The sequence below is a fragment of the Campylobacter sp. JMF_04 NA10 genome (assembly GCF_027737655.1).
GTDB lineage: Bacteria > Campylobacterota > Campylobacteria > Campylobacterales > Campylobacteraceae > Campylobacter_B.
Window position 1 is genome coordinate 131358 of the sequence record NZ_JAOVTZ010000002.1, and the last position, 22166, is coordinate 153523.

Here is a 22166-nt window from a genome sequence, read left to right on the forward strand (position 1 = left end):
ATGAGCGATATTATAATATTTCTCATTTTGCTTGGGGTTGGATATATCTTTGGCAAGCAAGCTGAGGTGCGCCATTTCGCTAGAATTCGCAAAAAAGAGGCTCTGTTTTTACACATACCCACCACAAACTCAAAACATCCATTGCTAAATTCTGGCAAAATCGAAAGGGTGAGATTTGTAAGCGGAAATGTGGTTATAAGTATTGATTATTTCAAGCGAATTTACGCTAGCGTGATAAATTTTTTCGGTGGCGATGTCGTGCCGTATGAAAGCCTGCTAGACCGCGCTAGACGCGAAGCTGTGATTAGGCTAAAAGAAAAGGCCTTGGGCGCGGACGAGATTATAAATTTGCGCATAGAAACAAGCTCGATAAATCAAACCACGAAAAATGTCGGAAGCGTGGAAATCCTAGCTTACGCTACGGCGATTTATTACGCCAAAGAGCCAAAACAGGCGAATTTCAATGGCTAAATTTATTCCCTCGCAAAACGAGGGCGAACAAAATTATTCCAAAGAAAATCATGCTATAAATTTCCTAGCCCTTGGCGTGGGGCTTGTCGCAGTTATCGCGTGTGCGTTTTTCGCGCTAAATATTTTCGTGGGCGTGGCTGTGAAATTTATCCCAGAGGGCAAAGAGTATAAAATTTTCAAAGCCAGTGAAAGTGAGCGTGTAATCGAGCCAAAACACGAGAAGCTCGTCAGGCAAATCCGCACCCTAACCTCACGGCTAAATTCATGCGCCAAGGTCAAAAACGAATATTTTATCGTGATAAACGAAAGCAAAATTCCAAACGCAAGCGCAGCCCTAAATGGCGCACTTACGGTCAATACCGGGCTTTTTTCGCATATTAAAAGCGAAAATGGGCTAGCTTTTGTTTTAGCCCACGAGCTAGCGCATTTTAAGCATCGCGATCACATAAAAGGTCTAGGAAATGGCGCTGTAATGGCGATTTTATTCGGTTTTAGCGATGAGAGATTAAGCCAAATTTTAGGCGGAGCGATTGCTGGCAAATACTCGCGCTCGCAAGAAGCCGCCGCCGATAGCGAGGCGCTTAGGATTTTAAACTGCGCTTATGGGCACATTGGCGGTGCAGATGAGTTTTTCGCTAGCGCAAAAAAGCTTGGTGATAGCGATACCTTTATCAATCTTTTTGAATCGCACCCGCTTTTGCAAAAGCGCATTGACGCGATAAAATCATCAAATTTTGGCATGCAAAATACAATCAAACTCAATGAAAATTTAAGCGAAGTAGTGAAATTTAAAAGATAAATTTGGCGTTAAATTTGCAAATTTAACGCCATTGAAATTTAGATAAATTTATTGCTTTTTAAAGAGCGCGCAGCTTTTTTCGTTGCCAAGAGAGCAGGCTTTTTGGTGAAAAGCTATGGCTTTTTGATTGTTTTGTTGCAAATACTCGCCTTTGGCAAACATATTTCCGATTAGTCCGCACGCTGGGGCGTAGTTTAGATCGCAGGCTTTTTCGTAGCTAGCTATGGCTTCTGGTATGTTTTGGCGATATCCGTTAGCATTTAGATAATAAAACCCTAGATTATAGCACCCGCTTCCCTCGCCTAAATCGCAAGCTTTTTTGGCTAATTCGATAGCTTGGGTTGTGTTGCTATAAACTGAGCTGTCGTAGTAAATGTAGCTTAAATTTACACATGCTGGGGCGTAGCCACTATCGCAGGCTTTGGTATAATACCTAATCGCCTCTGGCTCCATTTTAGCCACGCCAAAGCCATTATCAAACATAACGCCTAGATTGTAGCACGCATATGCGCTTTTTAAATCACAAGATTTTTTGAAATACTTTTGCGCTACTGGGTCGTGGCTGTTTTCGAAGTATTTCATGCCGACATTTAGGCAGCTTTGAGCATCTTTTGCGTAGCATTTAAGCTCATCTTTTTTAGCCACGCCCAAAAGCGCCCCCACAACGCAGAGCACTAGCAAAACCAAGATAAAAACATATTTTTTGTTCATTTTTGTTCCTTACAAATCAAATTTGATAATTTTTTCATATCGCACGCTAGCTGTTTGTTTAGCCAAATAGCGTTGTAAATCCCATCTTCGCTTAGCGCACCGCGATTGATCGCACGAAGGCTTTTCCCTTCACCTATTTCGCGCGGTATTTTACCGCTCTCATCGGCCTCGTAATCACTTAGCCAAATTTTACTAGAATAATATCTGCTAAGTTTTTTGATAAGTTTTTGCGAATTTTTATACTCATCAAGGGCGAGTTCAAATGCATCTAGGAACTTTTGCACTTTTGCTAAAATCTCGCTCATTTGCTCTACTCGCTCAACTCGTTTCATCGCTTAGCCTAAATTTACTCTACCGGGACAGTGTATTTGCGAGGAGTGCCATTATCCACCTTTGGCTTTTTTTCCGTAGCTGGTGGTTCTTCTCTTTTTAGAGAGTCGATATCTACAACCCAACGCTTCTCTGAATTTTGCGCGATAGGTTTTTTCGTGCTATCTTGTTTGGAGGCGTTTTGTTTTTTCTTAATTCTTTTTGTTTTTTTAGGCGGTTGTTTGGAGCTGTCTTTGACTATCGGATATGGCTCCACGCGCGGTTTTGGCTTGTTTTGGACACACCCTGCTAGCCCTAAACAAACGGCAAAAATAACAAAGGAATTTAAAATTTGACTTCTCATATTTTCTCCTTTTAAAAAGCCTTGATTTTACAAAAAAAGAATTAAAAATTTAATAAGATTATGGCGAGAAATAGAATAAATTTTGCAAATTTAAGAGGGAATGCCCCTCTTAAATTTGCCTCTTAAATTTGCGCTAGGTAAGCTTACATCATGCCGCCCATACCGCCCATGCCACCCATATCTGGCATTGGAGGAAGAGCTGGTTTGTCCTCTTTGATTTCGCTGACTGTCGCTTCTGTGGTTAGTAGCATGCTAGCGACTGAAACCGCATTTTGCAAAGCTACGCGCTCTACTTTTAGCGGATCTATGATTCCAGCGTTATACATATTTGTAAATTCGCCACTTGCAGCATTGAAGCCTTGCGCCTCATCGTTTGCGTTTTCGACTGCGTTTGCGATTACGCCTGCATCATATCCAGCGTTTTCTACGATTTGGCGAAGTGGAGCATAGAGAGCTCGTTTGACGATATCTGCGCCGATTTTTTGATCGCCACTTAGATCTAGGCTGACATTTTTGCTAGCTTTGATTAGTGCAGCGCCACCGCCGATTACGATACCTTCCTCGACAGCTGCTTTTGTCGCATTTAGCGCATCATCGACGCGATCTTTTTTCTCTTTCATCTCTGTTTCGGTTGCTGCGCCTACTTTGATTACGGCTACGCCACCGCTTAGTTTTGCAAGGCGTTCTTGCAATTTTTCTTTATCATAATCGCTTGTTGTCTCTAAAATTTGAGCTTTGATTTGCGCGATTCTAGCATCTATTGCGCTTTTTTCGCCTATGCCATTTACGATTGTAGTGTTGTCTTTGTCGATTACGATACGCTCAGCCTGACCAAGATCAGCCATATTTGCGCTTTCTAGTGTTCTGCCTAGCTCTTCGCTTACGACTGTTCCGCCTGTAAGGATAGCGATATCTTCTAGCATTGCCTTTCTTCTATCGCCAAATCCAGGGGCTTTTACGGCTGAAATGTTTAGCACGCCACGAAGTTTATTTACGACCAAAGTCGCAAGCGCTTCACCCTCGATATCCTCTGCGATGATTAGAAGTGGTTTGCCTGTTTTTTGCACTTGCTCTAAAACCGGAAGCAAATCTTTTAAATTTGTAATTTTTTTATCGAAAAGTAAAATTAGCGGTGAGCTAAGCTCTACTAGCATTTTTTCAGGGTTTGTGATGAAATATGGGCTTAGATAGCCTCTGTCAAACTGCATACCCTCGACTACATTTAGCTCGTCGTTGATTGATTTTGCTTCTTCGACTGTGATTACGCCGTCTTTGCCGACCTTTTCCATAGCCTCAGAAATCAAATCACCCACGCTCTCATCGTTGTTAGCTGAGATTGTAGCGACTTGGGCGATCTCTTTTTTGCCACTTACTGCTTTTGCAGATTTTTTTAGCTCTTCGATTACGGCTGCGCTAAATTTATCCATACCGCGTTTTACTTCGATAGGATTTGCGCCAGCTGTTACATTGCGTAAGCCCTCTTTGAAAATCGCGTGAGCTAGCACGGTCGCAGTAGTTGTGCCATCGCCTGCCTCGTCGTTTGTTTTGCTTGCGACCTCTCTAACCAAGCTTGCACCCATATTTTCGAGAGTGTCTTTAAGCTCGATCTCTTTTGCTACGCTTACGCCGTCTTTTGTGATAGCAGGTGCGCCAAAGCTTTTTTGGATAAGCACATTTCTGCCTCTTGGTCCCATTGTGACCTTAACTGCGTCGTTTAGTTTTTTTACGCCTGAGTAAAGTTTGTTTCTAGCTTCGTCTGAGAAAAAAATTTCTTTTGCCATTTTGATTCCTTTTATTTAAGTATTCCTAAAACATCTTCTAAATTTAAGATAAGATATTTCTTATCATCTATTGTGATATCCGCGCCAGCGTATTTAGCGAACGCTACAACATCGCCCAGTTTTACGCTATCGCACTCTGTGCCGACAGCCACGATTTTGCCAGTTGATGGCTTCTCTTTTGAAGCGTTATCTGGGATAATGATACCGCTAGCTGTGGTTTTGGTCTCTTCCTCGCGCTCGATTAAAACGCGTTTTCCAAGTGGTTGAAAATTCATTTTCGTCCTTTCTAAATTAGTTTTGATTTTCTAAAAGTTGTCACTCTGTATCTTTGAGTGCTAGATTATATGCAAAATTTGATTTTTTGTCAATAGTTTTAGGCTAAAATTTTGCTTAAATTTTAGCCTAAATTGTGGATTTTAAATTTTAGTTTAAAGCCGATTTTACCGCTTCGCTTAGGCGTTTGCCATCGACACTAGCGCCGAATTTTTCTTTTGCGGCTTTCATCACGCGCCCCATATCTTTGGCACTCGTTGCGCCAAGCTCGCCAAGCAGTGCGCTCAAAGCCGCGCTAAGCTCGTCATCGCTAAGCTGTTTTGGTAGATACGCGCCGATAATTTCGGCCTCGCCAAGCTCTTTTTGCGCCAAATCCTCGCGCCCACCGGCCTTGTATTGCGCTGCGCTTTCGTTTCTGCGCTTGATTTCGGTTTGCAAAACACTAAAAACCCTCTCATCGCTTAGCGCAATTCTCTCATCGACCTCAATTTGTTTAAGCGTAGAATTTAGCATACGCAAAGCGTCTCTACGCACCGTATCACCGGATTTCATAGCGGTTTTGATATCTTCTAAAATTTGCTCTCTTACCATTTTTTCTCCTTGATAAAATTTGGGTATGATACTATTTTTGGATTTAAAATTTAATTCTTAATCGCCAAATTTTGCATCAAATTTATACACACGCCCTCTCGTAATCCATCATCAATGACGATAAAATCTGCGCCGCTATCGCTAAAATCGCTCAAAATCGCCTCTAAAAGTAGCGCCCCAGCCACGATAACCTCCGCCCTATTTTCGCCCATTGCCTCATCGGCTTCGCGCTTTGAGAATTTCAAAATTTGCTCTATCGCCCCAGCAAAATCGCTAAATCTCAAAACGCTTCCATTGATTTTGCCTGCGTCGTAATCTTTGGCACAAATTCCCAATTTAATGGCGCTTATCGTGGTTGGCACACCGCTTGTGAGCACAATTTTTCCTGCGCCTAAACTGCGCAAAAACTCCCTTGCGCTTCTTGTCTGCTCGTTTGCGATTTGGCTAAATTTGGCGTAATTAAAATTTTGTAAAATTTCGGGATTTTCGTTACAAAATCTCACAATGCCAAATTTAAAGCTTTGTCCAAATTTAGCACTGCTTATCTCTGTGCTAGCTCCGCCAAGGTCGATACTGACGGCATTTTGAGCACTAATACCTAAAATTTGAAGTCTGTTTTCGATACCAAGCCTGGTCAAATTTGTCTCTCTTTCGCCGTCGATTATGCTAAATTTTACGCAAAATTTTTTGTAAAGTTTTTCGAAAAATTCTACGCTATCGCTGGCGACTCGAAAGGCTTCCGTCGCCACAGCGGCGTAAGGTAGGCTAAATTTGGCATTTTTAAAATTTCGCGCACAGGTATTTTCAAAATCCAAATTTCGCGCGCAAGTATCATCAAAATCCAAATTTCGCGCGCTAGTATTTTCAAAATCCAAATTTCGCTCATAAATCAAATCCGAAAGTTCTTCTAAAATTTCGCCCAAAGCCCGCAAAATGCGCTCTTTGGCGTCATTTTGCAAAGGTTTGTTTGCCACCAATCCCCTAGCTGAGCCTACTATGCGCTCGCTAGATTTAACTATCTCAAAGCCCGTTTTGGCTGGCTTCATCACGCATGCGCGCAGTGTATTCGAGCCCAAATCAAAGCCTAAAACCATAAATTTCTCCTTACCTTTTTTGGTTATAATAGCGAAAATTTTCTTAGGAGTTAAAATGCTACTTGGAGTAAATATCGATCATGTCGCGGTTCTGCGCGAGGCAAGGGCGATGAACGACCCTGATATCTTAATGGCGGCATACACCGCAATCAGCGCGGGTGCAAATCAAATCACACTTCATTTGCACGAGGATCGACGCCATATCAACGAAGATGATATAGCCGATATCGTGCGCCACTCAAAGGTGCCTGTAAATGTCGAGTGTAGCGGCGGGAGCGAGCTTTTGGAGATTTTGGTCAAGGCTAAGCCATATCGTATCACGCTAGTGCCACACTCTGGCGAGGATTGTGGGCTAAATCTGCACTCTGAGCAAATTGCGAGCGATATCGAGTTTTTGCAACACTCAGGCGTGCGCGTGGGGCTGTTTATCGAGCCTGTGCGCGAAGTAATCGACATGGCAAATGACTTTAATGTCCGCTCGATCGAGCTTCGCACCGGCACATACTCTGCTCTGTTTGCGACGATTAGGTCAAATTTGGCTTTTACGCCACATGCGATAAAGGCGTATAATCTCCCGCTGGATACGCTAAAATCGATGTTAAAAGATGAAATCTCCAAGCTTCGCCACATGAGCGCGTATGCCAAGGGGCTGGGTATGAATGTAACTGCTGGCGGTGGGCTGAACTATCAAAATGTCTCTGCGCTCGTAAAAAACAGTGAAATTTCGCTCGTAAATATCGGTCAAAGTATCATTTCGCGCGCGATTTTCGTAGGGCTTGAAAATGCGATAAAAGAGATGAAAGAGGTGATAAAATAGCGGAATTTAGCGTGAAATTTGGCGAAATTCACGCCTGATTTGTCATTGCTTCGAATTTAAATAAAAGATATGCAAATCCAAAAGATGATATTCATGGTAATCCGTATCTGAAAGTAACAGTCGGTAGTGAAAAAGTAAGAATTCCATTAAAATAAGGGAAAATATGAGAAAAGAACATATTATAGAGTTGTTATCTTCGGCGATAGAAGGTGACGGAATTATTTCGGTTGTTTTTAATTTTTTTCACAATGAGTGGAATTATTCATTAGATGAATTAAATGAGATAATAAATTTTGGCGTAAAAAATGGGGATTTGGTTATAGAAAATGTAAATGACATAACTATACATTACGATACAATAGATTGGCGATTAGATAATGTATATCAAGAAATTTTAATGGTTGATATATATAAATATATGCCACTTTTATTTAATAAAAACCCCCAGGTGCCAAAAGAATACGAAAAATTTATAAGCGAGTAAATTTATGCGAAATTTATTTTTAGATTACCTTAAAATAAATATAAATAATTCGTCCTAAAACATCAACCCGTCTTCTGCGTTTGTTTCAACCCTTCTTGGAAGTGGGGAAATTTTGGTGTAATACTCATCGCCAGCGCCGTATCTACGGGTAAATACTCCACTTGGGACGCTGAAATTTCGCTTAGCTTGCGGGTATTCTTTAAGATAATTTTCCAAAAATTTCGCAAACACAGGCGCAGCTGTTCTACCGCCACCTTCTACCTTGCGCATAGGCTTGTAATCGTCGTTTCCATACCAAACAATGATTTGCAAATCAGGCGTAAATCCGCAAAACCACGCGTCAATGCTATCGTTTGAAGTGCCTGTTTTGCCAGCAATCTCGATGCCTTGCACGCGTGCTTTTGTGCCTGTGCCTCGTTGGACGATGTTTTTCATCAGTGTTGTCATCAAATATGCTTGTTCGGGGCGCAAAATTCGGCGTTTTTGAGGTTCGATATAGTGCGTAGTGCCGTTATTGTCGGTAATTGCTGTGATGAAACGCGATTTGGTGCTAATGCCAAGTCCAGGAAACATCGAATACATAGTCGAATATTCAAGTGGCGAAATGCCGTAACTTCCGATCGCCACAGAGAGCGCTGGCGGGACATTTTTGAACCCATATTCGTTTAGTTTGCGAATCGTGCGCTCAATGCCGATTGATTGCATTAAATTTATCGAAGCGAGGTTGCGAGAGCGTTGCAAGGCCTCTTTTATCGTGATATAGCCGCTGTATGTGCTATCGTAGTTTTTCGGTTTCCAACTTTTGTTGCTTCCATCATCAAATTCGCGTGCGATATCAGGGACCTCTGTCATCGTCGAATACCCGCTATCTAGGGCGATTTGGTAGATAAATGGCTTGAAGCTTGACCCTGTTTGGCGTCTGCTTTGGCTAGCGCGGTTGAAATTTGATTTAGTATAATCCACACCGCCTACGAGCGCGATAATTTCGCCATTTTGCGGGTGCGTAACGATAATCGCACCATTTACATTGCTAGCATTTGCGTCTTTGTTGCGTTTTAAAATTTCGTTGTAGCCAAAAATCAGCGCCTCTTGCGCCATTTCTTGTGCCTTTAAATCAAGGCTTGTTTCGATTCTATACCCGCCTGTGCGCACATCTGGTAGCAGTCTCTCTGCCTCTTTGACGATCTCATCGACTGCGTATGGAGCGACATTTTGGGTTAGGGTTTCATCATAGACAAACGGCTCTTCTGCCATTGCGATTTCATACTCGGTTTTGTTTATCCAGCCAAGCTCGTGCATGCGGTAAATTACATTGTTTGCGCGAGAAAGTGCCAAATCTAGGTGCTTGGTAGGGTCATACTGGCTAGGGGCTTTTGGCAAACCCACCAATATAGCGATTTCTTTGATACTAAGGTCAGCTAAATCCTTTTTAAAATACCCAAGCGCGGCAGTTTTGACGCCGTAATACCCGTGTCCGAAATACACTTCGTTAAAATATCTTTCTAAAATTTCCTCTTTGCTTAGGGTGTTTTCGATTTTTAGCGATAAAATCATCTCTTTGATTTTTCTATCTATCTTTTTTTCGCTAGATAAAACCAAATTTTTGACAAGTTGTTGCGTGATAGTGGAGGCTCCCTCCACAAATTTCATCGCTTTTATATCTTTTACAATCGCGCGAAAAATAGCCTCTGTATTAATGCCCTGATGCTCGAAAAACGCGGTATCCTCGATAGCTACTAGGGCTTCTACCATACGGCCTGGAATCTCGTCAAATCTAGTATAAAGGCGGTTTTGTTCGTTGAAAATATTGGCAAGCAAGTTACCGTTTCTATCGTAAATTTTGGTCGTTAGCTCTGGGTGATAATCAATAATTGAGTTCGATTCTAGGCGAATTTGCGTATAAAAATACATAAACACACCGCACCCTGCGAAAAAACAAACCGTAATAAAACTAAATAAAATTCTTACCATCTAAATACCTTTTTAAAATTTCCACATTTAAACCCATAGCGGTGCTAGTATCGCCACGAAAGCTTTGGATATATTTTTGATTAAACCCCTCGATACTCATAGCCCCTGCTTTGCCGCGCCAATCGCCACTTTTTAGATACGCTTCTAAATCTGCCTCGCTAAATTTGGCGAATTTATAACTAGCTACCAAAAGCGTGCTTATCTCAAAACCCTCGCCCACAAAAATCATCGCCGTATAAACCTCGCTAATAGCGTCAGATTGGGCGTTTAGCATTTCTCTTGCGTGGCTAATGTCCTTTGCTTTGCCTAAAATTTTGCCACCTACCAAAACCGAGCTATCGCAAAAAAGCAAATTTTTTGCATTTTTGTTTTTGGCTAAAAACTGCGATTTTTTCGCACTTGCCACGCGGTAAGCGTATGTTTTGGCATCGGCTATGTCGCCTACATTTTCGTCAAATTCAAAGCTAATTTGCTCGAATTTTATCCCAGCTTCCCGCAAAATCTGCGCCCTTGTCGGCGAAGATGAAACCAAATAAATCAAAATCTACCCACCGCTACACAAAGATAGGTGCAAAGCACCGATACAGCGACATTTAGCGGGACAAAATATCTAGCGATGATAATCAAATGCTCGCTAGCTTCGAATTTATCGCCTGCTAAAAGCGCCTTTTTAAACGAATAAAATTTAAAATAAACATAGCCAAAATTTATCAAAATAAACACCGCCAAAACCCACAGCGTAACGATTACGGCATTTATCATAGGGTCTGCAAATTTGAAGTTGTTGCCTATGCTTAGAAAAAATCCACTCACAATTATAATCAAAAAAAACGAGCCAAAAAAGAGATTAAATTTCGAAAGATAAAATTTGATTTTTTCGAAATTTGAGTTTGTGATGTCTGCTTTATCGCTGAAAATTCGAATCAACATGATAATGCAAACATGCGCGCAAATAAAGCAAATCGCCCCTAAAATGTGAATTAGGGGCAAAATTTGATCACTTCTGGCAAAGCTCGTTTCTAATTCGTTCAACCTAGCTTACCTTTTGCAAATTCTAGTGCCCCAGCTAGCGCGCTAGAAACCATGCTAGTATCTTTTCCGCCAGCAGTAGCGAAATCATCGCGTCCGCCGCCGTTACCGCCTAAAATTTGAGCTGTCATCTTGACCCACTCGCCAGCCTTGATTGGGGCGTTTTTCGCTCCGGCTGCGACTGTGATTTTATCGTTTTCGCCCACTTGCATTAGCAAAATCGCAGCCTTTTCGTTCGCGTTTTTAAACTCATCAATCATGGTTTTAATTTCGCCGTTTTCTACCACTGCTACGCAAAGCTTCACGCCTGAGATTTCTTGGCAAGGCAGGGATTTTTGATCGCCTGCGTGTTTTAATTTTTCTTTTAAGCCTTTGATTTCATCTTTTAGCTTTTTAATGCCATCTAGTGGGTTTGCGCCTTTGAATTCAGCTTCGATTTCGTTAATTTGCGATCTTAAATTTAGCGTGAAATTTAGCGCTTCTTGCGAACAAATCGCCTCGATTCTGCGCACGCCAGCACTTACGCCACTCTCTTTTGAGATTAAAAACGCTCCGATTTCGCTTATGTTTTCGACATGGGTGCCACCGCAAAGCTCCTTGCTTACATCGCCAAAGCTTACCACGCGCACTTTCGCGCCGTATTTTTCGCCAAAAAGTGCAATCGCACCTGATTTTTTGGCCTCATCTATATCTAAAATTTCGGTTTTATTCTGCGCGCCCGCACTAATCCAGCGATTTACGATTTGCTCGACTTTGGCGAGTTCTTCGCTACTCATCGCTTTTGGGTGCGAAAAGTCAAATCTAAGTCTGTTTGCCTCTACAAGCGATCCAGCCTGCGCGATATGCTCGCCTAGCACCTCTCTTAGCGCAGCGTGAAGCAGGTGTGTCGCGCTGTGATGACGCGCTATCATCGCTCTTTTGCCAGCGCTAACCACGCATTTTACGAGATCGCCGGTTTTAAGCAGGCTTTTTACTTTAATTTGAGATAAATTTAAATCAAAGAATTTTTGCGTGTCGATAACCTCGCTTTTTTCGATAGTGCCGGTATCTGCGCACTGACCGCCACTTGTAGCGTAAAACGGCGTGATATCTAGCATTACCCAGCCAGTGTGTCCTGGCTCTAAACTATCGCAAATTTTAAAATTCTCGTCCAAAAGGGCTAAAATTCTGCTTTCGCTCTCTTGGCATGAATACCCCACAAACTCATTTTTGCCAAATTTTTCGATAAGTTGTGCGAAATCGCCTTTGGCTTGCGCTTTATCTCCTGAGCCTTTCCAGCTGGCTTTGGCTCTGCGTTTTTGTTCCGCCATTAGCTCATCAAATTTAGCCTCATCGACTTTGAGATTTTTCTCTCTTAGCATATCGGCTGTGAGATCGAGCGGAAATCCATAGGTATCATAGAGCTTAAATGCGACATCGCCAGAGAAAACATTGCCTGAGGTTTTGGCTAATTCTTCGTTAAATAGCTCGATTCCGTTTGCCAAAGTGGCGAAAAATCGCTCTTCTTCAAGTTTTACTAGCTCTTTTACCGCTTCTTTTTTCTCGTTTAAATATGTATAGTGAGAGCCCATACTAGCGCAAACATCATCGACTAGCTTATACATAAATGGCTCTTTTATGCCTAGCAAATATCCGTGTCTAACCGCCCTGCGCAAAATCCTTCTAAGCACATAACCCCTACCCTCTCTATCAAAGTTCGTGCCTTGGGCTAGCAAAAATGTAACCGAGCGGATATGATCTGCGATGACGCGGTAGCTCGCGCCAGTTTCATACTCGTATTTTTTGCCACATAGCTTTTCGACTGCGCCGATTAATGGCATAAATAGCGAGCTATCGTAATTGCTAAATTTGCCCTCTTTTATCGCTGTTACGCGCTCTAAACCCATACCTGTGTCGATTGATGGTTTTGGAAGTGGCGAGAGTTTGCCGTCCGCGCTTCGCTCGTATTGCATAAAGACTAAATTCCAAATCTCTAAGAAACGATCGCCATCCCCGCCCATATAATCCTCATCGCTATGGAAATGCTCGCTTCCTTGATCGTAAAAAATCTCGCTACATGGCCCGCAAGGTCCAGTATCGCCCATAGCCCAGAAATTATCGTGATCGCCGAAGCGATAAATTCGCTCTTTTGCGATATGGCGCGACCAAATTTCAAACGCCTCGTCATCGCTATCATGGACGGTAACATAGAGTTTGTCTTTTGGGAGTTTTAAAATTTCGGTTACAAACTCCCATGCGTAGGCTATTGCGTCTGTTTTGAAATACTCGCCGAAACTGAAATTTCCAAGCATTTCAAAAAATGTGTGGTGGCGCGCTGTGTAGCCGACATTATCAAGGTCATTGTGTTTGCCACCTGCTCTAATGCAGGTTTGACAACTCGTGCGAATCGGTGGAGTTGGGCGTGGCACCGCACCTGTAAAAATGCTTTTAAACGGCACCATACCGGCATTTGTGAATAATAAACTATCATCATCTGGCACAAGCGGTGAGCTTGGCATAACCTCGTGTCCTTTTGACGCAAAAAAGTCTAAATAAGCTTTTCTAATATCCATTAACTATCCTAAATTTAGTAAAATTTAGCGCCCATTTTAGCAAATTTTGATTTTAAGAAATATAAATTTTTACTCTTATTCGTTATAATGAAAAATATGCAAAATTTACAGGATTAATTAATGAAGAAAAAAATAGCCATAATAGGCTTAGGGGAGCTTGGCGCAAAACATTTCAAAGAGCTTAGAAGAAGCGATTATTTCGATTTGGTCGCGCTTTATGACAAAGAAAAAACCGAGGATTTTGGCCCTAGATATCCACTTTATAATGATTTATCGAAAATGTTCGAAAGCGCCAAACCAGACGCTGTGGTCATCGCTACACCGCCTGCTACGCACAAAGAAATCATTTTAAAATGCATACCTTTTACCAAAAATATCTTTGTAGAATCCCCGCTAGCTGGGAATTTAGCTGAGGCTAGGGAGATAAATTACTCTATTTCGATTAACGGCGCAAAGCTTGGCGTAGGATATGCTGGGCGCTATAATCCTGTCATAATCTCGCTGTGTAGAGAGTTAGCTAAGGACGAGAAAATTTATTCGATAAATTTCGTAGATGGATTTAGCTCTGAGAGCGCAAACTGCTTGCAAAATGCGCTGATTAGGGATTTTGATTTGATTGCCCTGCTTAGCAAATCTGAAATTTCATCACAAAATATCTGCAAAAATGGCGATTCTAACGGCATTGGCGTTGCATTTCGCACAAAGTCAATGAGTAATTGCACGATTTTGCTCTCAAATTTATATCCGCTCAAACGCCACGGCGTGGAGATTTGCACAAATTCTGGCGTTTATTTTGGCGATTTAGAATCGCTAAATTTATTCAAGGTTACAAACGACGGACGGATAAATCAGCGCGTCGATCGCGATGATTACGCGCTTAGATACCAGCACAAAGCGTTTTTAAATTTAATCGAAAATTCTAAATTCGAGGGAATTGCGACCCCTGATGAAGCAATCAAACTAAGAGAGTTAATCTCGTGAAAAAAGCCTTAATTCTCCTAAATATGGGCGGTCCAAATAGTCTAGACGAGGTTAGCGTATTTTTAAAAAATATGTTTTGCGATCCAAATATTTTGGGTGTTAAAAGCAAAATTTTGCGCAAAATTTTAGCTAGTTTGATTACTAAAATGCGCGTTAAAGAAGCGTGCCAAAACTACGAAAAACTTGGCGGAAAGTCCCCTATCGCTGGGCTTACAAAGCGACTTTGCGATAAGATAAATTTATACCAAAATGAGTTTGTTTGCGATTTTGCTATGAATTACACTGCCCCTTTTGCTCGTGATGTTTTGGCAAAATATGCTAAATTTGATGAAATTTTGCTTTTTCCACTTTATCCGCATTTTTCGCAAACAACGGTGAAATCGAGCATTGATGACGCTAAAAAAGCCTTAGTGGATTTAGAAATTTCAAATTTTAAAGTAGTTGATATTTTTTACAAAAGCGAAATTTACAACCAAATCCTGCTAAATTTAATCAAAGAAAAAATCAAAAATTTAAGCGCTGATGAAATTTCGCGCACAAGCTTAGTTTTCTCGGCTCACTCACTGCCTGTAAAAATCATCGTCGCTGGCGATCCTTACGAGGCGCAGGTTAATGAGCATGTCAAAATTCTAAGTGAAATTTTGCAAAAATCTGGCATAAAATTTAAAGATATTTCGCTCGCCTATCAATCCCGTCTAGGCCCCGTAAAATGGCTAGAACCAAACCTAAACGAGCATTTGGCAAATTTGCAAAACAAGCGCGCGCTGATTTTTCCGATTTCGTTTTGCATAGATAATTCTGAGACGAAATTTGAGCTTGATATGTATTTTAGAAATGTGGCAAAAGAGCTTAAATTTAGCTATTTTGAGGTTTGTGAGTGTCCGAATTTTGGCGATGAGTTTGCTTCGTTTATCATCACTCGCGCCCAAAAAACCTAGGGCTAAATTTAGCCCCAGATTATAGCCTGCCTTGCGCGCCTTCGTAGATATTTTTCACATCATATACCAGTGAGCCAGAGTAGTCGAATTCTTTAAATTGATTGTGTGCCACAGCGATTACAACGCAATCAAATTCGCCTAAATTTGGCTTTTCGATTAGCTCGATATCGTAGTAGCGTTTCGCGTCGTCCTTGCTCGCCCATGGATCATACACACTGACCGCGCAACCGAAATTTTTAAGCTCATCAATCATATCAATAACGCGCGTATTGCGTATGTCTGGGCAGTTTTCTTTAAAGGTAAGACCTAAAATCAAAATTTTGCTATGTTTGATTTTTTTGTCAAATTTTATCATCATCTGCACGACCTGCGTGGCGACATATTTACCCATATTGTCGTTGATACGGCGACTTGCGAGTATGATTTGCGGGTGATAGCCCACCTCTGTGGCTTTTTGGGCTAGGTAGTATGGATCTATGCCGATACAATGCCCTCCCACAAGCCCTGGGCGGAAGCTTAGGAAATTCCATTTCGTCGCTGCTGCGTCGATGACATCATTGGTATCTATTCCTAGTTTGTTAAACAAAATCGCAAGCTCGTTGATAAAGCCGATATTTATGTCGCGCTGTGTATTTTCGATGACTTTGGCAGCTTCTGCTACCTTGATACTTTTGGCGCGAAAAGTGCCGTTTTCTAGGATAGAAGAGTATGTTTCATCGACGATATCGAGAGTGCGCTCATTGCTACCTGAGACGATTTTTTTGATTTTTGTTACGGTGTGAATTTTATCTCCCGGATTTATGCGCTCTGGCGAGTATCCGCAGAAAAAATCTTCGTTAAATTTAAGCCCGCTAGTGCGCTCTAAAACAGGCACGCAATCCTCCTCAGTAGCCCCAGGATAGACCGTGCTTTCATATACTACGATATCACCTTTTTTAAGCACGGAGCCTACGCTTTGGCTAGCTTTGATTAGTGGCGTGATATCTGGGCGGTTGAATTTATCCACAGGCGTTGGGACGCAAACGACATAAAAGTTGCAATCTTTTAAATCATTTATATCGCAGGTAAATTTAAGCCCGTTTTTTAGTGCTGTGGCAAGTTTGTCATCTTCTAATTCTAGGGTCTTATCATGGCCCCCGTTTAGCTCGTCTATGCGAGATTTCATTATATCAAAGCCCACTACGCTGTGTTTTGCGCTAAATGCCGCTGCTAGGGGAAGCCCCACATAACCAAGTCCGATAATTCCTATTTTCATCGCTTATCCTTTAATCTTTGATTTCGTTTAAATCTTTAATATCTACATGATTTATTTTGTCGCTATCGCCACTAGGGGTTAAAAATCCTTTTTCGACTAGCAAATCAACTATATTTTTAAACACAGGCAAGGCGTTTTGCGCCGCGTAATAACTGCCTTTTTTAGGCTCTCTAACTAGCACTCCTATGGTGTAGCTAGTGTGAGCGTCGTTCGCAAAGCCAAAAAACGAGCTATTATACGCGCTAGAATATCCGCCACCTTTTGCAATTCTAGCAGTGCCTGTTTTGCCCCCTACTTCGATACCGCTCGTGCGCCCTTTGCGCCCTGTGCCACCCTCTACTACCTTGATTAAAATTTCTCTCATAACATCTGCTGTTTGCGGGCTTAGCACGGTGCGTGTTTCGCTCTCATTTACAGGGTAAATTTTACCGTTCATTTCTAAATTTTCGACCAGCCTTGGACTAATCCAAACTCCGCCGTTATTAAAAACCCCATACGCGCTTAACATCTGCAAAAATGTCATCTGCGCGCCATAACCATAGCTAATCGTAGCCTTATAAACCTTACCTTCCAAGCTTCGCACGCTAGGGATATTTCCGATCTGCTCGTAAGGCAAATCAATGCCTGTTTTTTGCGCCATACCGAAATTTAAAAGCCCGTCATAAATCATCTGCCCACTCATACGCTCGGCGATTTTAATCATACCGATATTTGATGAATGCACGATGATTTCCTCGCCACTCATTGACTTTGCTGGGTGAGTGTCGCGGATAGTGCGCGAACCTAGCTTGTATGCGCCATTATGGGTGTTTATGATTTCTGTCGGTTTGACTAAATTTCCCTCATAAGCGATTGAGAAAATTATCGGCTTCATAATCGAGCCGACCTCGTAAGCATATTCGCTAGCAGTCGAATTTAGATTTTTCACATCTTGTTTTGTGATATTTTCTGGATTATACCTAGCGTTTGTGGCAAGGGAGAGAATTTTGCCTGTTTTTGAGTTCATTATGCCTACGACTATCTCTTTGGCATCGTAAGCTAAGCTAGCTTTATCAATTAGCCTCTCAACATCTCTTTGTAGAGCCAAAGGCACGCTTAAATGGACATTATATCCGTCGATTTTGTTTGTTTTTTTGGTGCTTTTTTCTAGGATAATATTGCCTTTTAGATCCCTTGGGCCCGTGATAAACTCATCTTTTAGTGGGGTTAGATAATACTCATAGTATTTCTCCACGCCCTTAATGCCGACTACTTTGGTAATCCCTGAAACCTCTTTTTTGTTGATATAGCCTAGAAGCGGGGTTAGTGAGTTTTGGATATTGTAAGTGCGCTTTTCGCCACTTTCGCTTACGCTCATACGCACTGGCGGATTTACGCGCCCGCTAGCTGTCTCAAAGGCTACGAAAAATTTCTTTAAATTTAGCTTGTAGGCTAACTCTTTTAAATGCACGGCTGTTTTGGCGTCGATTTTGTAGGATAAAACCGTGGTGCCCTTTGAGCTTTGGATTGTTTTTTTGACCCGTTTTTCGCTATCACCTGTGTAAATGCAGTAGAGTTTGACAAACAAATCGAGCTTGTGCGGATCAAGAGAACGAGAGTCTATGCTGACCTTGTAGAGTTTGGTCGAGTTTGAGACGACATATTTGTCCTTGGTGATGATTGAGCCCCTGATTGCGCTGTTTGTTTCGTTTATGTCAAGGCGTGGAAGCCTGCGATCGCTACTAGCTGAGTAAAACATCATCCACACAAACACGCACATCAAAAACCCCAGCACAGCCGCAAGCACGCAAATACCGATATTTGAGTTTTTATCCCGTAAAATCATATCAACTTTTCTAAATCTTTAAATTTTTCAAATCCACTTGGCGAGTTTTGCAAAATTTGAAATTTGGCTAAAAATTCACCCCTTGGCATATCTTGCGCCCCCATAAAGCGCAAATGCTCGTTCATAATCTGACAATCAATCAAAAAGTCAAATTTTTCCAAAACCCTACAAAGCGTGATTAAAGCGACCTTCGACGCGCCTGTTTTTAGGCTGAGCATACTCTCGCCACAAAACACCTTGCCCAAAATCAGCCCGTATAATCCGCCAATTAAAACGCCTTCTTCATAGACTTCCACGCTGTGAGCGACGCCTAAATTTGCTAAATTTACATACGCCTCTACAATCTCATCGCTAATCCAAGTCCCATCATCTGAGTTTTGGCGGGTTTGTTTGCAAAGAGTGATAAATCTAGCAAAATTTTGGTCGAATTTTACTTCATATCGTTTTAAATATGGCTTTATCGACTTTTGAGTGCGCACAGCCTTTGGCTCTAAGATCGCGCGCGGGTTTGGCGACCACCATAAAATCGGCTCCCTCTCACAAAACCACGGGAAAATCCCCTGCGTGTATGCACTTAGCAAACACTCTGCGCTCAAATCTCCCCCGCTAGCTAGCGGGGCGAAATCTGGCGCGGTTTTTGGGTTTGGGAAGGCGTAGAATTTCGACATTTTTATTTTATGACCGTGGCGTTTTGGGGTTCGTCTGGATTTTTGGTTAAACCGCCGTTCTCATCTTCGCCAATTTGGGCAGTATTTAATACCTTCGCGTCCAGCATTGGCACGCTTTCGAAGTCAAATTTAAGCTTTTCATCGGCGAAATCCACAAAAACCCTACCGCCATTTTGTAATGCGCCAAATAAAATTTCCGAGCTAATCTCATCTGAGATTTGCAACTGCACCTCTCGTTTGAGATTTCTTGCGCCAAATTCTGCGCTATAACCTTTTTTTATCAAATACTCTTTTGCGCCTTTGCTTAGCGAAATTTCGATATTTTTTAGCCCTGATTGTATTTCGCGCACTGTTTTATCCACGATTTTTTCTAAAATTTCGCCTTTTAGCGGATTGAAATTTATGATTTTATCTATACGATTGCGAAATTCAGGGGCGAAAAAGCTCTTCACAGCGTTATCGATTTTATAGCTTTCGTCTTTGGTAAAGCCCACTTGTGGCGCTTCTTTGGTGCCTAAATTCGAGGTCATAATGATAATGGTGTTTTTAAAATCGCTACTCGTGCCGTTTGTGTCAGTTAGCACGCCGTTATCAAAAATACCCAAAAATATATTTGTCATGCTAGGGTGAGCCTTTTCGATTTCGTCAAAAAGCACGACGCTGTAAGGGTGTTTTTTGATCTGATTTGTCAAAATTCCGCCATTTTCAAACCCCACATATCCCGGAGGCGCGCCGATTAGGCGGCTCACGCTGTGAGCTTCCATATACTCGCTCATATCAAATCGCTCGAAATTTACACCTAAATTTTTAGCCAAAACCTTGGCTAGCTCGCTTTTGCCTACGCCTGAGCTTCCTGTGAATAAAAACACGCCAATTGGCGAATTTTCGTGCCTAAGTCCCGCGTAAGAGCGCAAAAGTGCCTTGCTTAGGCTAGAAACCGCCTCGTCTTGACCAAAAATTTCTTTTTTGATATTTTCCTCTAAATTTCGCAAGGTCTCTTTATTATCGACGCTTTGGCTTAAATTTGCGATATTTGCGCTAGCACTTAGCACATTTACCAAATCCTCTTTGCTGACATTTATTGCTTCGCTATGCTCTTTAAATGCGTAGCTCGCGCCCACTTCGTCGATCAAATCAATCGCACTATCTGGCAAAAATTTGTCGCTTTCGTAGCGTTTGGCTAAATTCACAGCCTCGCGCAAAATTTCATCGCTAAATTTGACATTGTGAAATTCTTCGTATTTTTTCACAATTCCTTTTAAAATTTCCACGCTATCTTCGATACTAGGCTCGTTTATGTCGATTTTGCATAGCCTTCTAGCAAGCGCTTTGTCTTTGCTTAGATTGCGAAATTCAGCGTAAGTCGTGGCGCCAATTAGGCTAAGTGTGCCGTTTGCAAGGCCCGGTTTTAGCAGATTTGACATATCCAAATCCTCGCGCGAGCCTGCCCCTGCACCAGCAATCGTGTGAATTTCATCGATGAAAAGTATAGCTTTATCATTTTTGCTAAATTCATCGATTACATTTTTTAATCTCTCCTCAAATTCGCCCCTTAGCGTCGTCCCAGCTACGAGCGCGCCCATATCAAGGGCAAAAATCGTCTTGCCAGCTAGTTTTGCCGGAACTTCGCCATTTGCGATTTTTAGCGCAATTCCTTCGATTATAGCCGTCTTTCCCACACCTGCTTCGCCCACAAGGACTGGATTGTTTTTTTTGCGGCGGCAAAGGGTTTGCAAGGTCTTTTCGATCTCTTTTTCGCGCCCGATTAGCGGGTCGATTTTGCCACTTTTTGCCATTTCGTTTAAATTCGTCGTATATAGCTCGCTAGCTGGCTTTTTTTTCTTTTTGCTCTCGTCATCTTCGCCTAAAAAATCGTTAAAAAGCCCCTCGTCCATCTCGCCATTTTCGCCGTTTTGCGCCATATCGCGGTTGTCAAACCACTGCAAATATCTATCTCTAAATTTATCAAAATCGTAAGAATTTATCCCGTAAAATTCGAAAATTTTAGCCGCGTCAGTATCTTTGCTAGCAAGGACATAAGATATAAAATCTAGCTCGTTTTCGTTGTCAATGCTCTCCTCAAAAAGCCCCATAATGCGCGCCAAATCGGTTGTCGCTGCGACCTTGGTGCGGTTTTTTTCATCTGATTTTGGCATTGAAGCGATTAGCTCGCCAATGCTGGTTTTGAAATTTTCATACTCAAAATTTGAAAACTCGTTTTCAAAAAAATTTCTAAAATTTTTATCTGAGAAAATTTCATATATCACGCTTGCTATGCTAACATACTCAAACCCGCCTTTTACGGCGTTTCGCACAGCGTTATCAATGTCTTTTTGTAAATAAAATCCTATCATTTATCCTCCTCTATAATGCATTTTAACGGGAAGCCTTCTCTCGCGGCTGCCTCTAAAACGGCTTCTTGCTTGCTTTTGGCGATCTCTTTGGCATACACCCCACAAATCCCCCGCCCGTTTTTATGGACATTTAGCATGATTTTTACTGCGTTTTGCGTGGTGTGAGCGAAAATTTCGATTAAAATTATCACCACAAAATCCATTGGCGTAACATCGTCATTTAGTAGCACCACGCGATACGGCGAGGGTTTGAAGGTCTTAACTCGCACCTTTGTGCTAGTTTGCGTTGCCATTTTTTATCCTAAGCATATCTTTTTCTATCACCTTAGTAGAGACCATACCTAAATAATACGGCTTTCCGCGCTCATCTCCCTCATTTATATCTGTCAGTGTCTGATACTCGCCGTCCTTAAAAACCACCTTAAATGGGATTGAAAGTGCGTGGCGGTAGTTGATATCGGTTAAAATTTGCTCCACAATTCGGGAATTTTGTTTGTCGTTTGCTATGAAATAATACGCATTGTATTTTTTGGTGAAATTCTCCACGACCTGCGCGTCTGTGATATCCTCGAAGTGAATAAGGCCCACCATTATAAAATCATCTGCGTTTTTTAGCTGATAGTCCATTAGGTGCGGAGCCTCGATTTTGCACGGCTCGCAATATGTCCCAAAGATATCAAACATCAAAATTTTATCGCTTCCAGCTAGTTTAAAGCCCTTGTTTGTGCGCTCGATAACCACTTCGCCACCCACGACGCTTTTTAAGCTAAATTTTTCGCCCACGCTAAATGGGGTAAATTTTGCCATCGCTTCGCTATTTTGCGCATTTTGCGCACTTTCATCATTACAACCACAAAGAAGCAATCCAGCAAAAATCAGCGTTAAAATTTTTCTCATCA

Annotated in this window: 23 protein-coding genes; 6 read left to right on the forward strand and 17 right to left on the reverse strand. The window is 41.9% G+C overall.

The window, feature by feature from the left end:
• Window positions 1-471: a YbjQ family protein gene (locus OFO12_RS03610; RefSeq protein WP_270858872.1), complete on the forward strand. Its 471-nt coding sequence runs from the start codon at window positions 1-3 to the stop codon at window positions 469-471.
• Window positions 464-1270, forward strand: a complete 807-nt coding sequence (locus OFO12_RS03615; protein ID WP_270869498.1) for a M48 family metallopeptidase — start codon at window positions 464-466, stop codon at window positions 1268-1270. The genes OFO12_RS03610 and OFO12_RS03615 overlap by 8 nt, the downstream gene beginning before the upstream one ends.
• Window positions 1271-1318: 48 nt before the next feature.
• On the opposite strand, the gene OFO12_RS03620 is transcribed toward OFO12_RS03615, so the two are convergent.
• From OFO12_RS03620 to OFO12_RS03650, 7 genes are all read right to left on the reverse strand, one after another.
• Window positions 1319-1981, reverse strand: coding sequence for a tetratricopeptide repeat protein (locus tag OFO12_RS03620; RefSeq protein ID WP_270869499.1), 663 nt, complete (start codon window positions 1979-1981; stop codon window positions 1319-1321).
• A complete protein-coding gene (locus tag OFO12_RS03625; RefSeq protein ID WP_270869500.1) occupies window positions 1978-2313 on the reverse strand; it encodes a DUF4298 domain-containing protein in 336 nt (111 codons plus the stop codon). Before OFO12_RS03625 ends, OFO12_RS03620 begins: the two co-directional genes overlap by 4 nt.
• A gap of 14 nt (window positions 2314-2327) precedes the next feature.
• A complete protein-coding gene (locus OFO12_RS03630; protein ID WP_270858876.1) occupies window positions 2328-2654 on the reverse strand; it encodes a hypothetical protein in 327 nt (108 codons plus the stop codon).
• Window positions 2655-2797: 143 nt separating this feature from the next.
• A complete protein-coding gene (gene groL, locus OFO12_RS03635) occupies window positions 2798-4435 on the reverse strand; it encodes a chaperonin GroEL (protein WP_270869501.1) in 1638 nt (545 codons plus the stop codon).
• 11 nt (window positions 4436-4446) lie between these two features.
• Window positions 4447-4710: a co-chaperone GroES gene (gene groES, locus OFO12_RS03640; RefSeq protein WP_270858878.1), complete on the reverse strand. Its 264-nt coding sequence runs from the start codon at window positions 4708-4710 to the stop codon at window positions 4447-4449.
• Between the two features lie 148 nt (window positions 4711-4858).
• Entirely contained in the window at window positions 4859-5299 is a 441-nt protein-coding gene (locus tag OFO12_RS03645) for a GatB/YqeY domain-containing protein (protein WP_270869502.1), read from the reverse strand.
• Window positions 5300-5349: 50 nt separating this feature from the next.
• Entirely contained in the window at window positions 5350-6393 is a 1044-nt protein-coding gene (locus tag OFO12_RS03650; RefSeq protein WP_270869503.1) for a Ppx/GppA phosphatase family protein, read from the reverse strand.
• Between the two features lie 55 nt (window positions 6394-6448).
• Here OFO12_RS03650 and OFO12_RS03655 point away from each other — a divergent pair, with 55 nt between their 5' ends.
• Together OFO12_RS03655 and OFO12_RS03660 are read left to right on the forward strand one after the other, a co-directional pair.
• On the forward strand, window positions 6449-7210 hold the full coding sequence (locus OFO12_RS03655) for a pyridoxine 5'-phosphate synthase (protein WP_270865020.1): 762 nt from the start codon (window positions 6449-6451) through the stop codon (window positions 7208-7210).
• A gap of 163 nt (window positions 7211-7373) precedes the next feature.
• Window positions 7374-7694 (forward strand): hypothetical protein, encoded by a 321-nt coding sequence (locus OFO12_RS03660; protein ID WP_270869504.1) that lies wholly within the window; start codon window positions 7374-7376, stop codon window positions 7692-7694.
• A 54-nt stretch (window positions 7695-7748) separates the two neighbouring features.
• Here OFO12_RS03660 and OFO12_RS03665 read toward each other — a convergent pair whose 3' ends face one another.
• The 4 genes from OFO12_RS03665 to alaS are packed head-to-tail and all read right to left on the reverse strand — an operon-like array spanning window position 7749 to window position 13246.
• Complete coding sequence (locus OFO12_RS03665; RefSeq protein WP_270869505.1) at window positions 7749-9665, reverse strand: transglycosylase domain-containing protein; 1917 nt, start codon at window positions 9663-9665, stop codon at window positions 7749-7751.
• Window positions 9646-10206 carry a septum formation inhibitor Maf gene (gene maf / locus OFO12_RS03670; protein WP_270866301.1) on the reverse strand — a complete coding sequence of 187 codons (561 nt, stop codon included), beginning with the start codon at window positions 10204-10206 and terminating at the stop codon, window positions 9646-9648. Before maf ends, OFO12_RS03665 begins: the two co-directional genes overlap by 20 nt.
• Window positions 10203-10697 carry a hypothetical protein gene (locus tag OFO12_RS03675; RefSeq protein ID WP_270866300.1) on the reverse strand — a complete coding sequence of 165 codons (495 nt, stop codon included), beginning with the start codon at window positions 10695-10697 and terminating at the stop codon, window positions 10203-10205. Before OFO12_RS03675 ends, maf begins: the two co-directional genes overlap by 4 nt.
• Window positions 10694-13246: an alanine--tRNA ligase gene (gene alaS, locus OFO12_RS03680; RefSeq protein WP_270869506.1), complete on the reverse strand. Its 2553-nt coding sequence runs from the start codon at window positions 13244-13246 to the stop codon at window positions 10694-10696. The genes OFO12_RS03675 and alaS overlap by 4 nt, the downstream gene beginning before the upstream one ends.
• A 120-nt stretch (window positions 13247-13366) precedes the next feature.
• Between alaS and OFO12_RS03685 the strand changes: the two genes are divergently transcribed.
• Together OFO12_RS03685 and hemH are read left to right on the forward strand one after the other, a co-directional pair.
• Complete coding sequence (locus OFO12_RS03685; protein WP_270869507.1) at window positions 13367-14227, forward strand: Gfo/Idh/MocA family protein; 861 nt, start codon at window positions 13367-13369, stop codon at window positions 14225-14227.
• On the forward strand, window positions 14224-15165 hold the full coding sequence (gene hemH / locus OFO12_RS03690) for a ferrochelatase (protein ID WP_270869508.1): 942 nt from the start codon (window positions 14224-14226) through the stop codon (window positions 15163-15165). The genes OFO12_RS03685 and hemH overlap by 4 nt, the downstream gene beginning before the upstream one ends.
• Window positions 15166-15184: 19 nt before the next feature.
• Here hemH and OFO12_RS03695 read toward each other — a convergent pair whose 3' ends face one another.
• The 6 genes from OFO12_RS03695 to OFO12_RS03720 are packed head-to-tail and all read right to left on the reverse strand — an operon-like array spanning window position 15185 to window position 22164.
• Window positions 15185-16420 (reverse strand): nucleotide sugar dehydrogenase, encoded by a 1236-nt coding sequence (locus OFO12_RS03695; protein ID WP_270869509.1) that lies wholly within the window; start codon window positions 16418-16420, stop codon window positions 15185-15187.
• 10 nt (window positions 16421-16430) lie between these two features.
• Entirely contained in the window at window positions 16431-18245 is a 1815-nt protein-coding gene (locus OFO12_RS03700; RefSeq protein WP_270869510.1) for a peptidoglycan D,D-transpeptidase FtsI family protein, read from the reverse strand.
• The gene (gene aat, locus OFO12_RS03705; protein WP_270869511.1) at window positions 18242-18913 is read right to left on the reverse strand and encodes a leucyl/phenylalanyl-tRNA--protein transferase; all 672 of its coding nucleotides are present in this window, start codon (window positions 18911-18913) and stop codon (window positions 18242-18244) included. The genes OFO12_RS03700 and aat overlap by 4 nt, the downstream gene beginning before the upstream one ends.
• Before the next feature lie 2 nt (window positions 18914-18915).
• Window positions 18916-21267 carry an AAA family ATPase gene (locus OFO12_RS03710; protein ID WP_270869512.1) on the reverse strand — a complete coding sequence of 784 codons (2352 nt, stop codon included), beginning with the start codon at window positions 21265-21267 and terminating at the stop codon, window positions 18916-18918.
• Window positions 21264-21560: an ATP-dependent Clp protease adaptor ClpS gene (locus tag OFO12_RS03715; RefSeq protein ID WP_270858894.1), complete on the reverse strand. Its 297-nt coding sequence runs from the start codon at window positions 21558-21560 to the stop codon at window positions 21264-21266. Before OFO12_RS03715 ends, OFO12_RS03710 begins: the two co-directional genes overlap by 4 nt.
• Window positions 21544-22164: a TlpA family protein disulfide reductase gene (locus OFO12_RS03720; RefSeq protein ID WP_270869513.1), complete on the reverse strand. Its 621-nt coding sequence runs from the start codon at window positions 22162-22164 to the stop codon at window positions 21544-21546. The genes OFO12_RS03715 and OFO12_RS03720 overlap by 17 nt, the downstream gene beginning before the upstream one ends.
• Between the last annotated feature and the right edge of the window lie 2 nt (window positions 22165-22166).

Excerpts from the sequence above, each read along its gene's own strand:
- OFO12_RS03695 (WP_270869509.1), bottom strand. The coding sequence starts at position 16,420 with ATGAAAATAGGAATTATCGGACTTGGTTATGTGGGGCTTCCCCTAGCA.
- groES (WP_270858878.1), bottom strand. The coding sequence starts at position 4,710 with ATGAATTTTCAACCACTTGGAAAACGCGTTTTAATCGAGCGCGAGGAA.
- OFO12_RS03665 (WP_270869505.1), bottom strand. The coding sequence starts at position 9,665 with ATGGTAAGAATTTTATTTAGTTTTATTACGGTTTGTTTTTTCGCAGGG.
- alaS (WP_270869506.1), bottom strand. The coding sequence starts at position 13,246 with ATGGATATTAGAAAAGCTTATTTAGACTTTTTTGCGTCAAAAGGACAC.
- aat (WP_270869511.1), bottom strand. The coding sequence starts at position 18,913 with ATGTCGAAATTCTACGCCTTCCCAAACCCAAAAACCGCGCCAGATTTC.
- OFO12_RS03650 (WP_270869503.1), bottom strand. The coding sequence starts at position 6,393 with ATGGTTTTAGGCTTTGATTTGGGCTCGAATACACTGCGCGCATGCGTG.
- OFO12_RS03615 (WP_270869498.1), top strand. The coding sequence starts at position 464 with ATGGCTAAATTTATTCCCTCGCAAAACGAGGGCGAACAAAATTATTCC.
- OFO12_RS03655 (WP_270865020.1), top strand. The coding sequence starts at position 6,449 with ATGCTACTTGGAGTAAATATCGATCATGTCGCGGTTCTGCGCGAGGCA.
- OFO12_RS03630 (WP_270858876.1), bottom strand. The coding sequence starts at position 2,654 with ATGAGAAGTCAAATTTTAAATTCCTTTGTTATTTTTGCCGTTTGTTTA.
- OFO12_RS03660 (WP_270869504.1), top strand. The coding sequence starts at position 7,374 with ATGAGAAAAGAACATATTATAGAGTTGTTATCTTCGGCGATAGAAGGT.
- OFO12_RS03710 (WP_270869512.1), bottom strand. The coding sequence starts at position 21,267 with ATGATAGGATTTTATTTACAAAAAGACATTGATAACGCTGTGCGAAAC.
- OFO12_RS03620 (WP_270869499.1), bottom strand. The coding sequence starts at position 1,981 with ATGAACAAAAAATATGTTTTTATCTTGGTTTTGCTAGTGCTCTGCGTT.
- OFO12_RS03720 (WP_270869513.1), bottom strand. The coding sequence starts at position 22,164 with ATGAGAAAAATTTTAACGCTGATTTTTGCTGGATTGCTTCTTTGTGGT.
- groL (WP_270869501.1), bottom strand. The coding sequence starts at position 4,435 with ATGGCAAAAGAAATTTTTTTCTCAGACGAAGCTAGAAACAAACTTTAC.
- OFO12_RS03715 (WP_270858894.1), bottom strand. The coding sequence starts at position 21,560 with ATGGCAACGCAAACTAGCACAAAGGTGCGAGTTAAGACCTTCAAACCC.
- OFO12_RS03685 (WP_270869507.1), top strand. The coding sequence starts at position 13,367 with ATGAAGAAAAAAATAGCCATAATAGGCTTAGGGGAGCTTGGCGCAAAA.
- OFO12_RS03610 (WP_270858872.1), top strand. The coding sequence starts at position 1 with ATGAGCGATATTATAATATTTCTCATTTTGCTTGGGGTTGGATATATC.
- OFO12_RS03645 (WP_270869502.1), bottom strand. The coding sequence starts at position 5,299 with ATGGTAAGAGAGCAAATTTTAGAAGATATCAAAACCGCTATGAAATCC.
- OFO12_RS03625 (WP_270869500.1), bottom strand. The coding sequence starts at position 2,313 with ATGAAACGAGTTGAGCGAGTAGAGCAAATGAGCGAGATTTTAGCAAAA.
- OFO12_RS03700 (WP_270869510.1), bottom strand. The coding sequence starts at position 18,245 with ATGATTTTACGGGATAAAAACTCAAATATCGGTATTTGCGTGCTTGCG.